We start from the raw sequence: 10,510 nt of genomic DNA, 5'->3' as shown, positions 1-10,510 counted from the left end.
GCGCGGGCGTAGCTCAGTGGTAGAGCGCCACCTTGCCAAGGTGGATGTCGAGAGTTCGAATCTCTTCGCCCGCTCCATTTTCTTCTCTCTCCTTCTCCCCTTCCGAAATGATCGGCAGAGCGAGCTTGGCCGTTTGGCCTGGCGCCGCGACATGATCTAACCTTCCCCGAGTTCATTCCGGGGAGCGTTCATGCGCCATCATCTTCTCCGCCTCGCCGCCGGCGCGGCCGTCTGCGCCATGCTGCTGGCGGGCTCGGCCCAGGCCGCCGCCCCGGCGAGCGCCTCGGCCCGCCTGACCCAGGCCGTGAAGGCCTATGAGTCGGTCTCGGCCGTGGACGACGACGAAAGCGCCACCGACGCCTCGCGCTGGCGGTTTCCGCCAGTCGGTCCCAAGGCCGACGCCGAGCGCAAGGCCCGCTACGAGAAGGCCAAGGCCCTGCTGGGCGAGGTCGACGCCGCCGGCCTGACCGACGACGAGAAGCTGACCCGCCAGATCCTGGCCTGGAGCCTGGACGACAAGCTCACCGGCCTGTCGTTCGACGAAAGCCGCATGCCGTTCAGCAGCGACGGCGGCTTCGACGTCTCCCTGCTCTATCGCGCCAATGGCATGCGCCTGAAGGACGAGGCCGAAGCCAGGAAGTGGATCGCCCTGCTGGCCCAGAGCCCGGAGTGGTACGCCGCCAACATCGCCGAGGCCCGTCGCGGGATCGCCAGCCGCTTCGTCCACGCCCGCTCGACCGCCGAGTCGGTGCTCGACCGCGCCCAGCGCACGGCGGCCACGCCGCCGGCCGAAGATCCGTTGCTGGCCCCGCTGCGCGCCCTGCCCGCCAGCGTGCCGGCCGATCGCAAGGCCGCCCTGATCGCCGAGGGCGAGGCGGTGCTGAAGGCCAAGGTCGCGCCGGCCCGCGCCGGCTTCATCGCCTTCCTGCAAGACGAGTACGTGCCACACGCCGCCAGGAGCCTGGCCGCCTCCGACCTTCCGGACGGCAAGCGCTACTACGCCTTCCTGGTCAAGCGCTACACCACCACAGACATGACCCCCGACCAGGTGCACGAGATCGGCCAGGCCGAGGTGCGCCGCATCCGCGCGCGGATGGAGACGGTGATGAAGCAGGCCGGCTTCCAAGGCGACCTGCCGGCCTTCCTGGCCTATCTGCGCAAGGACCCGAAGTTCTACGCCACCAGCCGCCAGCAGCTGCTGGAAAAGGCCAGCGAGATCGCCAAGCGCGCCGACGACCAGCTGCCGGCCCACTTCGGCACCCTGCCGCGCCTGACCTACGGCGTACGCCCTGTCCCGGCCAGCATCGAGAAGGGCTACACCACCGGCCGCTATTTCGGCGGCGATCCCAAGGCCGGCCGCGCCGGCGGGCTGATGATCAACACCTCCGAACTCGACCAGCGGGCGCTCTACGAGCTGCCGGCCCTGGTGCTGCACGAGGGCGCGCCGGGCCACCACGTCCAGACCTCGCTGGCCCAGGAGCAGACCGGCCCAGAGTTCCGCAAGAACCTCTATTTCAGCGCCTTCGGCGAGGGCTGGGGGCTCTATTCGGAATGGCTGGGCGAGGAGATGGGCATCTATCGCGATCCCTACGAGCTGTTCGGCCGCTTGTCCTACGAGATGTGGCGCGCCTGCCGCCTGGTGGCCGACACCGGCATCCACGCCAAGGGCTGGAGCCTGGACCAGGCCCGCGCCTGCTTCACCGACAACACCGCCCTGTCGCCGACCAATATCGAGGTCGAGCTGAAGCGCTACGTCTCCTGGCCGGGCCAGGCCCTGTCGTACAAGATCGGCGAGCTGAAGATCCTGGAACTGCGCAAGCGGGCGCAGGACCAGCTGGGTCCGAAGTTCGACGAGCGGGCCTTCCACGACCTGGTGCTGCTGGGCGGCTCGACGCCGCTGGCGGTGCTGGACGCCCGCACCGACGCCTGGATCGCCGAGCGCAAGAAGAAGTCGTAAGCGTCACAACGTCCCGGGGTTGACCACATCGTCGCCCCGGGCCGAACCTCCCCGCCCAACAGAAAGGGAGGTTTCATGTCCTACGCCTCGAAGTTCGTGATCGGCGGCGCCCTGCTGCTGGCCCTGGCGGCCTGCTCCGACCCGAAGGCCGCCAAGACGGAGACGCCGCCGCCGGCGGGAGAAGCCTCCACCGCCGCGCCCGCCCCGGCCAAGCCGCCCGCCGATCTGCCGGCCGGCGAGTACAAGCTGGACAAGTCGCACGCCGACCTGTCGTTCAAGCTCAGCCACCTGGGCTTCTCCTGGTACACGGCCCGCTTCAGCGACTTCGACGTCAAGCTGACCCTCGATCCCAAGGCGCCGGCCAACGCCAGCGTCGAAGCCAGCATCAAGACCAGCTCCCTGACCCTTCCCGCCCCGCCGCCGGGCTTCACCGACGAACTGCTCGGCGCCGAATGGCTGGACGCGGCCAAGTACCCGGCCATCACCTTCCGCTCGACCAAGGTCGAGTCCACCGGCCCCGACACCGCCGACGTCACCGGCGACCTTACCCTGCACGGCGTGACCAAGCCGGTGACCCTGAAGGCCAAGTTCAACGGCGGCTACGGCGGCTTCCCGCCGATGGATCCCAACGCCCGCATCGGCTTCTCGCTGAGCGGCAGCTTCAAGCGCTCGGACTTCGGGGTCAGCTACGGCGTGCCCAAGCCCGGCTCGACGATGGGCGTCGGCGACGAGGTCACGGTCGCCATCGAGGCCGAACTGCTGAAGCCCAACCCGCCGGCGGCGACCGCGCCGGCCAACCCCTGAATGGAACGCCGATCCCCGTCGCGCGACGGGGATCGGCGACCGTCCGGACGAATACAATCAGTGGTTTAAATTCCGACTAGACGCGCGAAATAGGAAAGTTATCCTACAGGAGGAATATCAGCCTAGGCTGATGCTCATGGGCGTCACTGGGGGCGCCGCTCTTGAGGGACCGCCATGCTCGCTCAAATCCTGGAGGAGGCCTGGGCGATCTCGCCCGATCCGCGTCGCGACCGCCTGGCCGCGGCCTTCGTCACCCACGCCGTGGCCCTGGCCACCGGCGTCGCGCCCGCCGAGATCGTCTCGGACAAGCGCACGTCCAAGACCGCCGCCCGCGCGCGGCAGATCGCCATCTACCTGGCCCACGTGATCTTCCACTGGCCGCTGGCCCGGGTGGCCTTCGCCTTCGGCCGCGACCGCACCACCTGCGCCCACGCCTGCCACCGCATCGAGGACATGCGCGAGGACCGGATGTTCGACGCCCGGATGAGCGCGCTCGAGGCCTGCGTGCGCCAGGCGCCGGACACCATGCCCGACCTGGCCGGCGTGCTGTTCGCCAACGCCGCGGGGAGCGCCCGATGAGCGCCGTCGCCGTCATCCTGGAGCGGGAGCTCGCCGCCGAGCACCTGGCCGATCGCGCCGCCCGCCTGCTGGCCCGCGCCGGCTCGGTGATCGAGGCCCGGGGCCTGGCCTACGCCGTGCGCTTCGCCCGTGGGCGCAAGCCGATGCTGACCATCGACGAGGCCGCCTTCCGCAAGCTGGGCCACCAGTTGATCCCACGCCCCGAGGGCGGCTGGCGGCTAGGCCGCGCACCAGCGCCTGCGCTCCCGGGCCGTCCCGGCGTCGTCGAGGGCGAGAAGGTGGTGGTCGAGAACGGCGAAGCCACGGCGCACCGGGCCAATCTCGGCGCCGATCCGCTGGACTGGCTGTTCAGCCGCGGCCTGCTCAGCGCCGTCGAGCGCGCGGCGGGCCGGCGACTGGAAGCCGACGCCCATGCTTCGGGGCTGCTGGGCCGCCTGACCATGAACTGGGACCCGACGCCGCGCGGCGGCGGCCAGCGCGCGGAGCCAGCCGAGCGCGCGATCGGGGCCAAGGCCCGCATGGCCCGGGCGATGATGGCGCTGTCTCCCGAGCAGCGGGCGATCCTGTCGCCGATCTGCCTGCACCGCGCCTCGCTACAGGCGACCGAGGTTGCTTTGGGCCTCAAGCCCAGAACGGGCAAGGCCGCCCTGAGGGCGGCCTTGCAACGCCTCGCAGCGCACTACGGCATGCTGTGAGACGAGGCGGCGGCCGGATCTCGACCGCCGCCCAGCTCAGCGCCTTCAGTGGCTCTGCGCGTGCTTGATGTCGCGCATCTGGTCGTGGCCGGCCTTGACCTTGGCGTAGGCCGTCTCGATGGCGCGGCGGGTCTCCGGCTGGACGTCGGCGTCTTCGAGCGCCTTCTCGTACTTGGCCTTGATGTGGTCCTCGCCGTCCTCGACGGTCTTGACCACCGACTCGTCGCCCTTGGTCAGGGAGTCGCGGACGTTCAGGAACACGCGGTGGGCGGCGGCCAGGATGCTGCCGTCGTCGTCGGGCGTGCCGCCCAGGCGGCGCACTTCGCTCTGCAGGTCGGAGACCACGCCCCGGCGTTCCTGGGCGCGGGCCTCGAACAGCGACTTGAAGCTGCGGCTCTCGGCGTCGCGGGCGGCGGCTTCGTAGCCGTCGGCGCTGTCGATGGTGATCTCGACCAGGCCATTGACGAGCTTGATGTGGTCTTCGTTCGTATGGGCCATGGGTGAACTCCTGTGGCGTTTCGAAGGGAGGGACCGCAGCAACGCGGCCCCCTCGCGAAAGGTTCGAAGCTGGGCCTTACGGCTTCTTCGATTGCAGGAAGGTCCAGGCCGTGCCGGCAGCGGTGAGCGCCGCGCCGCGCGTGCGCTTGTTGATCAACAAGCCCGCGAGCACCGCCCCGCCCAGCACGGCGACGGCCAGCGGGATGGTGCGGCCGCCCAGCTGGATATCGCGGCCGGCGATGGTCAGCGGCTTCTTGGCCGGACCGCCGACGGCGTAGTCGGCGACGGGGGCCTGGGGTTCAGGCGACCTGGAATGCTGGTCGAGGAAGGTCGAGACCTTGTCCGACAGGGTGTCGATCAGGCCCTGGCGAGCGCGGGCGGGGCCGGCTCCGTTGGTCTGATTGGGCGTCTGGCCAGGATTCAAGGTGGGGTCATAGGCGACCATGGGTCATCTCCGTGTCCGAGAAAGGGGGCTCGGTCGGAATAACGCCGTGAGGCCGACGACGATCCGTCAGGTCTCGCGCGAGGGCTTGGCCGGCAAGGCCGCGCCGACATGGTCGATGCCCAGCTCGATCGCCCGCGCCGCCTGGCGCTGGCGCTCGGCGTATCGGGCCTTCTGGTCGTCGCTGCGCGTATCGTGGCAGCGGGCGCAGGAGACACCCTCGACATAGAGCGGCGAGGCCCGCCCCTCTTCCGAGACCGGCATCCGGCAGCCCCGGCACAGCACGTGCGAGCCTTCCGACAGGCCATGGCCCACTGCCACCCGCTCGTCGAACACAAAGCACTCGCCGCGCCACAGGCTCTCGTCCTGCGGCACCGTCTCCAGATAGTTCAGTATGCCGCCCTTGAGGTGGAACACCTCGTCGACGCCGCGCGCCTTCAGCAGGGCTGTCGACTTCTCGCAGCGGATGCCGCCGGTGCAGAACATGGCGACCTTGGGGGCCGGCGCGGCCGGGTCCCAGGTCTGGCGGAAAGCGTCGAACCAGGCCGGGAAGTCGGCGAAGCTGGGCGTGGCCGGATCGATCGCGCCCTCGAACGTGCCGCAATCGACCTCGTAGCCGTTGCGGGTGTCGATCACGATGACGTCGGGCTGCCTGATCAGGGCGTTCCAGTCGGCCGGATCGACGTGGACGCCGTGATTGCGGGCCGGATCGAGGTCGGGCTCGCCCAGGGTGACGATCTCGGCCTTCACCTTGACCTTCAGCCGATGGAACGGCGGGCTGTCGGCGTCGGCGAACTTCAGCTCCAGCGCCTCGCAGCCCGGCAGGGCGCGGATGTGGGCGATGGCCGCGTCGATGGCCTGGGGCGCACCGGCGATGGTGCCGTTGATCCCCTCGCGGGCCAGCAGCAGGGTGCCCTTGATCTTCAGCCCGCAGCACAGCTTGGCGAGATCGGCGCGGATGGCGTCGGGATCGTCGAAGGTCGCGAAACGGTAGAGGGCGGCGATGCGCCAGGGCGAAGTCATGGGCGGGCCATAGAAGATCGACGCCCCGGGCTCAAGCACGGCCGGAACCAAGCGCGCCGAACGCGGGTTTACCGCGCCATGAGCATCCTGATCACCGTCATCATCGCCCTCGTGCTGCTTGGCCTGGCGCTCTACGCCGTCCAACGCTCGCCGATCCCCTCGCCCGTGAACTGGCTGATCCAGCTTCTGCTGATCATCGTGGCCATCGTGTTCATCGGAAACAGGGCCGGGTTCTTCTAAGGCATAGGGACGCCTGCCCCTCCCGCCCGTCATTCCCGCCCTTGTGGCGGGAACCCCTCTGTCAGCTGCAAGGGCAAGTGGGGCGGCGTGCTGAGCACGCCGCTTGCCCCTCACATGCAAGCGGAACCAGGGTTTCCCGCCACAAGGGCGGGAATGACGGGAGGATAAGAGGATGATGAGAGCGATGTCGCCCTATCAGCCCGCCGCGGCCGCCGCGTCGCGCTGGATGCGGGCGACCATCGACTTGAGGCCGTTGGAACGCTGCGACGACAGGGCTTCCGAAAGGCCCAGGCGCGCCATGGCGGCCGAGGCGTCGAAGGCGACGATGTCGCCGGCCTTCGCCCCGGAATAGAGCCGCAGCACGATCGCGATCAGGCCGCTGACGATGTGGGCGTCGCTGTCGCCGCGGAAGCTGACCGTCCCGTCGGCCTGGGGCTCGGTGACCAGCCACACCTGGCTGGCGCAGCCGCGCACCTTGTTGTCTTCCGAGTGCTCCTCGGGCGTGAGCGGCGCCAGGTCCTTGCCCAGCTCGATCACGTAGCGATAGCGCTCTTCCCAGTCGCCGAGCAGTTCGAACTCGTCGGCCAGTTCGTCGAGGGCGGCGTTGGGGTCGGTCATGGCGCGGCGTTTAGGCGGGCCACGCCCCCGATGCAAGCGATCAGGCGCCCGGCAGGGTGACGATCGCCGTCAGGCCCTGCCCCGGCGCCGACTTCAGCCGCAGCGCCCCGTTCATCGCCCGCGTCAGCAGGTCGACGATCGGCAGGCCCAGGCCCGCGCCCTCGCCGCTGCGGGTCAGCGACGTGCCCGCCTGCTCGAAGGGCCGCAGCAGGCGTTGCAGGTCGCCCTGCTCCACCCCCTCGCCCTGGTCGCGGATCGACACCTCGACCATGCCGCCGCCGACCAGTTCGGCCTCGATCGTCACCACCCCGCCCTGCGGCGAGTGCGCGACGGCGTTCTGCAGCAGGTTCGACAGGATGGTGCGCAGGCCCCGGCGGTCGGCCATGACGGCGGGCATGCCCACCAGGTCCGGCGCGCTCATCACCACGCCCCGGGCCTCGCACTCGGCGCGCAGCTGGGCCATGACGTCCTCGACCGCCTCGTCCAACGGCTCGGCCGCGAGGTCGAGGTCGGTGACGTGGCCTTCCAGGCGAGCGATCTCGACGATCTGGTTGACCAGCTTGAGCAGCTTCAGGCCGCTCTCGTGCACCAGCTTGGCGTATTCCTTGTACTGCGGCGCGCCGAGCGGGCCGTAGAGCTCGCTGGCCAGGATTTCCGAAAAACCGATGACGGCGTTCAGGGGCGTGCGCAGCTCGTGGCTGACCATGCGCAGGAACGAACGCTTCTGATCGTCGAGGGCGGCCTTGCGACGAGCGCGGGCCGCCGCGCGGCGAAACGTCGCGGTGGGGCCTTCCGAGGGGCGCTGAGCCTGGCGCGAATCAGCACCGCCCGCGCTTTCGGCGAGGTCTTCGGCTGATGTCGAAGCGTCCGCGGACGCCGTCTGAGGCATGTGAAACTCCCGGACCTTCTGTCCGCAAAGGCATTCTGTGCCACCCTGAACCAACCCGCTTACGAATCCGTTTCCGTCCACAAGAAGCTGGACTCGCCCGGTCGCCCCACAATTGTGCGCGCTTTGGAGAAGGGCCGAACCGGGGTTAGGATTCACCAATAACAACAACTTCGAGGCGGACCCGCCCCCTTGGACATCGACCCGGTGCAGACGCGGCAGGATGAAGCCGCCCTCCGCCCCGTCCTTTCGGGGCGGGAGACGGCGCGCGCCTGGCGTCTGGGCTGGCTGGCGGCCGCGCTGCTGGCCGGCGGGGCGGTGGCCTTCGTTCCCGCCTCCACCGGCTGGCCGGTGTGGATCGCCCTGCTGGCCGGCGCCCTGCCCGCCATCGCCGCCCTGCTGCTGGGCGACAGCGAGGACGAGCGCGTCCAGTCGCTGCTGCTGGTCGGCTGGGCCGCCGGCGGCGCCCTGGCCGCGGCCCTGACCGGCGGCGTCTCGGGCGCGATGAGCGCCTGGTGCCTGGCGCCCGTCGCCGCCGCCTCGACCCTGGCCGCCCCGCGCCGCCTGGCCGAGGGCGCGGCCCTGGCCCTGATCGGCGGGGCCATGGCGGCCCTGGTCCAGCTGTCGGGACTGGCCCCGCCGGCCCCGACCGGTCCCACCGCCTTCATCCTCGGCTTCCTGGCCGTGGCGACCACGGGCCTTGGCCTGGCCGCCGGCCTGATGCTGACCCACCGCCGGGCCGGCGAGCGCGACGTGCGCAACCTGTCCGAACTGACCGCCCTTTCGACCCTGCTCGACGGCCTGCCGTTCCTGGCCTTCGTCGTCACCCTGCAAGGCCGGGTGCGCACCGTGCGCGGCGTGGCCCCCGAGGGCGCGGCGCTGGACCGGATCATGATCGACGGCCTGTCGCAGGCCGCCGTGCCGGGCGAACGCGCCCGCGTCGATTTCGCCCTGGGCCAGGCCCTGCGCGAGCGCGAGGCGGTGCTGACCTTCCCGGCCGCCGAGGCCCCGGAAAAGACCCTGTCGCTGACCCTGCGCCGCGTCGGCCCGGGCGTGCTGGTCGGCGTGATGCGCGACGTCACCGCCGAGACCCGCCACCTGCTGCAACTGGACCAGGCCCGCAACGACGCCGAGCAGCTGGCCGCCGGCCGCGCCCGCTTCCTGGCCAACATGTCCCACGAGCTGCGCACGCCGCTGAACGCCATCATGGGCTTCTCCGACATCATGCGCGCCCGCATGTTCGGCCCCCTGACCGATCGCTACGGCGAATACGCCGAGCTGATCCACGAGAGCGGCCGCCACCTGCTGGACCTGATCAACGACGTGCTCGACATGTCGAAGATCGAGGCCGAGCGCTTCGAGCTGTCGCGCGGCGAGTTCGACGCCCGCGAGGCCGTCAACGCCGCCATGCGCCTGCTGCGCGTCCAGGCCGACAGCGTCGGGGTGCAACTGCGCGGCGTGCTGCCGCCGGGCGAACTGGACGTCGACGCCGACCGCCGGGCGCTGAAGCAGATCGTGCTGAACCTGGTTTCCAACGCCCTGAAGTTCACCCCGCGCGGCGGCCAGGTGACGGTAACGGCAGACGGTCATGACGGCATGCTGGAGATCGTCGTCGCCGACACCGGCGTCGGCATCAGCCCCGAGGACCTCGAGCGCCTGGGCCGCCCCTACGAGCAGGCCGGCGGCGTCGACCAGCGCGCCAGGGGCACCGGCCTTGGCCTGTCGCTCGTGCGGGCCTTCGCCCAACTGCACGGCGGCGAGATGCACGTCGAGAGCCGTCTTGGCGCGGGCACCAGCGTTTCGGTGCGCATGCCGATCCTGCTGCCCCCCCCGGTCGCTCCGCCCGTCCCGGAAAGCCCTACGGCAACCGCCGACGCCATGGAGCAGCTGTTCGAGCCGCCCTCCGAGGGTTCGACCACGGACGAGCCCTTCCTGGGCGAAAACGTCATCCGCTTCGCCCCGCCGCGCTGAGCCTCTCCACGCTGAGCCCTGGGGTCGGTTTCGGGGGGAGCCTTGGCCAAACGATCGCCTTGCCTGATCTGGGCCGCCAGCCTGCTGCTGGCGTGGATCCTGGTCGCCGTCGCCCTGGGCCAGCCCGTCTGGGTCCAGCAGCATTCCCGCGACCTCGTCGCCTTCGGGGCGATCAAGGGCTCGGACTTCACCTGGGACCAGGCCTGGCGGCTGGTCGCCTCGCAGTGGCTTCACGTCAAGCCGCCCCACATGCTGCTGAACGTGCTGGTGATCGGCGGCGTGGGCCTGGCTGTCGAGGCGCGCCTCGGCCGGCTTGCGCCCGCCCTGGTCGCCCTGGCGGGCGGAACCCTGGGCCAGTGGGCCGCCGTCCTCACCCAGCCCGACGCCTTCATCTCCGGCGCCTCCCAGGCCTATCTGGCGATCTGCGGCTTGGCCGTGGTCGTCGGCGGCGTTTCCCGCTGGGGCCGGATCCTGGCCTGGGCGGCGATCGTCGTCGCCCTGCTGCTCGACATCGTCGTCAGCGGCCACGGAACGGTGAAGCCGGGCCATCTGGCGGGATTGCTGGTCGGCGTCCTGGCGGGCGCAGCCCTGCGGCTGCGCGGCGGACGCCTTGCCTGAGTGGCGCAAAGGCCTCCTCCTATTGTGGGGTAGGACCCGCCTGGCGGCGGCCCCCTCCGGCCCTCCGGGCCACCTCCCCCTGAAGGGGGAGGATCTGGAGCAGCGAACCTCCCCCTCTGGGGGAGGCGGCCGAAGGCCGGTGGGGGGACGGTTTCAGCTTTCGAGACATCGGCCTGTTT

The 10,510-nt window shown here is 70.6% G+C and carries 12 protein-coding genes and 1 tRNA gene; 8 read left to right on the top strand and 5 right to left on the bottom strand.

The annotated features are described in order from the left end of the window. Positions 1 to 2: 2 nt before the first annotated feature. The 5 genes from AC07N1_RS17560 to AC07N1_RS17540 all read left to right on the top strand — a co-directional run bounded on the left by AC07N1_RS17560 (position 3) and on the right by AC07N1_RS17540 (position 4,035). Positions 3 to 77 (top strand) — tRNA-Gly (locus AC07N1_RS17560). A gap of 113 nt (positions 78 to 190) precedes the next feature. Continuing rightward, positions 191 to 1,957: a DUF885 domain-containing protein gene (locus AC07N1_RS17555; RefSeq protein ID WP_494672953.1), complete on the top strand. Its 1,767-nt coding sequence runs from the start codon at positions 191 to 193 to the stop codon at positions 1,955 to 1,957. Positions 1,958 to 2,032: 75 nt separating this feature from the next. Continuing rightward, a complete protein-coding gene (locus AC07N1_RS17550; RefSeq protein ID WP_494672952.1) occupies positions 2,033 to 2,761 on the top strand; it encodes a YceI family protein in 729 nt (242 codons plus the stop codon). Positions 2,762 to 2,935: 174 nt separating this feature from the next. Then, a complete protein-coding gene (gafY, locus tag AC07N1_RS17545; RefSeq protein WP_494672951.1) occupies positions 2,936 to 3,340 on the top strand; it encodes a gene transfer agent production transcriptional regulator GafY/HdaB in 405 nt (134 codons plus the stop codon). After that, positions 3,337 to 4,035: a DUF6456 domain-containing protein gene (locus AC07N1_RS17540; RefSeq protein ID WP_494672950.1), complete on the top strand. Its 699-nt coding sequence runs from the start codon at positions 3,337 to 3,339 to the stop codon at positions 4,033 to 4,035. Before gafY ends, AC07N1_RS17540 begins: the two co-directional genes overlap by 4 nt. 45 nt (positions 4,036 to 4,080) lie before the next feature. Here the strand turns inward: AC07N1_RS17540 and AC07N1_RS17535 are convergent, their stop codons facing one another. The 3 genes from AC07N1_RS17535 to trhO form a co-directional block, all read right to left on the bottom strand. After that, the gene (locus tag AC07N1_RS17535; RefSeq protein WP_494672949.1) at positions 4,081 to 4,533 is read right to left on the bottom strand and encodes a PA2169 family four-helix-bundle protein; all 453 of its coding nucleotides are present in this window, start codon (positions 4,531 to 4,533) and stop codon (positions 4,081 to 4,083) included. Between the two features lie 76 nt (positions 4,534 to 4,609). Next, complete coding sequence (locus AC07N1_RS17530) at positions 4,610 to 4,978, bottom strand: hypothetical protein (protein WP_494672948.1); 369 nt, start codon at positions 4,976 to 4,978, stop codon at positions 4,610 to 4,612. Positions 4,979 to 5,044: 66 nt separating this feature from the next. Next, positions 5,045 to 5,998, bottom strand: a complete 954-nt coding sequence (gene trhO / locus AC07N1_RS17525; protein WP_494672947.1) for an oxygen-dependent tRNA uridine(34) hydroxylase TrhO — start codon at positions 5,996 to 5,998, stop codon at positions 5,045 to 5,047. A gap of 78 nt (positions 5,999 to 6,076) precedes the next feature. On the opposite strand from trhO, the gene AC07N1_RS17520 reads away from it, so the two are divergent. Then, positions 6,077 to 6,238: a hypothetical protein gene (locus AC07N1_RS17520; RefSeq protein ID WP_162839355.1), complete on the top strand. Its 162-nt coding sequence runs from the start codon at positions 6,077 to 6,079 to the stop codon at positions 6,236 to 6,238. Between the two features lie 195 nt (positions 6,239 to 6,433). On the opposite strand, the gene AC07N1_RS17515 is transcribed toward AC07N1_RS17520, so the two are convergent. Both AC07N1_RS17515 and AC07N1_RS17510 read right to left on the bottom strand, forming a co-directional pair. Next, positions 6,434 to 6,856, bottom strand: a complete 423-nt coding sequence (locus AC07N1_RS17515) for a SufE family protein (RefSeq protein WP_494672946.1) — start codon at positions 6,854 to 6,856, stop codon at positions 6,434 to 6,436. Positions 6,857 to 6,896: 40 nt separating this feature from the next. Continuing rightward, positions 6,897 to 7,745: a sensor histidine kinase gene (locus AC07N1_RS17510; protein WP_494672945.1), complete on the bottom strand. Its 849-nt coding sequence runs from the start codon at positions 7,743 to 7,745 to the stop codon at positions 6,897 to 6,899. A gap of 189 nt (positions 7,746 to 7,934) precedes the next feature. Here AC07N1_RS17510 and divJ point away from each other — a divergent pair, with 189 nt between their 5' ends. Together divJ and AC07N1_RS17500 are read left to right on the top strand one after the other, a co-directional pair. Next, positions 7,935 to 9,713 (top strand): cell cycle sensor histidine kinase DivJ, encoded by a 1,779-nt coding sequence (divJ, locus tag AC07N1_RS17505; RefSeq protein ID WP_494672944.1) that lies wholly within the window; start codon positions 7,935 to 7,937, stop codon positions 9,711 to 9,713. Positions 9,714 to 9,755: 42 nt separating this feature from the next. Continuing rightward, positions 9,756 to 10,331 (top strand): rhomboid family intramembrane serine protease, encoded by a 576-nt coding sequence (locus tag AC07N1_RS17500; RefSeq protein ID WP_494672943.1) that lies wholly within the window; start codon positions 9,756 to 9,758, stop codon positions 10,329 to 10,331. Positions 10,332 to 10,510: the final 179 nt, after the last annotated feature.

The sequence above is a fragment of the Caulobacter sp. GW821-FHT09B11 genome (assembly GCF_059418205.1).
The sequence above is the reverse complement of the archived record's forward strand: the minus strand, read 5'-3'. Positions and strand labels throughout refer to the sequence as shown.

Bases quoted from the DNA above. Each gene is read 5' to 3' on its own strand.
- AC07N1_RS17540 (WP_494672950.1), top strand. From the start codon at position 3,337: ATGAGCGCCGTCGCCGTCATCCTGGAGCGGGAGCTCGCCGCCGAGCAC.
- gafY (WP_494672951.1), top strand. From the start codon at position 2,936: ATGCTCGCTCAAATCCTGGAGGAGGCCTGGGCGATCTCGCCCGATCCG.
- AC07N1_RS17530 (WP_494672948.1), bottom strand. From the start codon at position 4,978: ATGGTCGCCTATGACCCCACCTTGAATCCTGGCCAGACGCCCAATCAG.
- trhO (WP_494672947.1), bottom strand. From the start codon at position 5,998: ATGACTTCGCCCTGGCGCATCGCCGCCCTCTACCGTTTCGCGACCTTC.
- AC07N1_RS17555 (WP_494672953.1), top strand. From the start codon at position 191: ATGCGCCATCATCTTCTCCGCCTCGCCGCCGGCGCGGCCGTCTGCGCC.
- AC07N1_RS17515 (WP_494672946.1), bottom strand. From the start codon at position 6,856: ATGACCGACCCCAACGCCGCCCTCGACGAACTGGCCGACGAGTTCGAA.
- AC07N1_RS17535 (WP_494672949.1), bottom strand. From the start codon at position 4,533: ATGGCCCATACGAACGAAGACCACATCAAGCTCGTCAATGGCCTGGTC.
- AC07N1_RS17510 (WP_494672945.1), bottom strand. From the start codon at position 7,745: ATGCCTCAGACGGCGTCCGCGGACGCTTCGACATCAGCCGAAGACCTC.
- AC07N1_RS17550 (WP_494672952.1), top strand. From the start codon at position 2,033: ATGTCCTACGCCTCGAAGTTCGTGATCGGCGGCGCCCTGCTGCTGGCC.
- AC07N1_RS17520 (WP_162839355.1), top strand. From the start codon at position 6,077: ATGAGCATCCTGATCACCGTCATCATCGCCCTCGTGCTGCTTGGCCTG.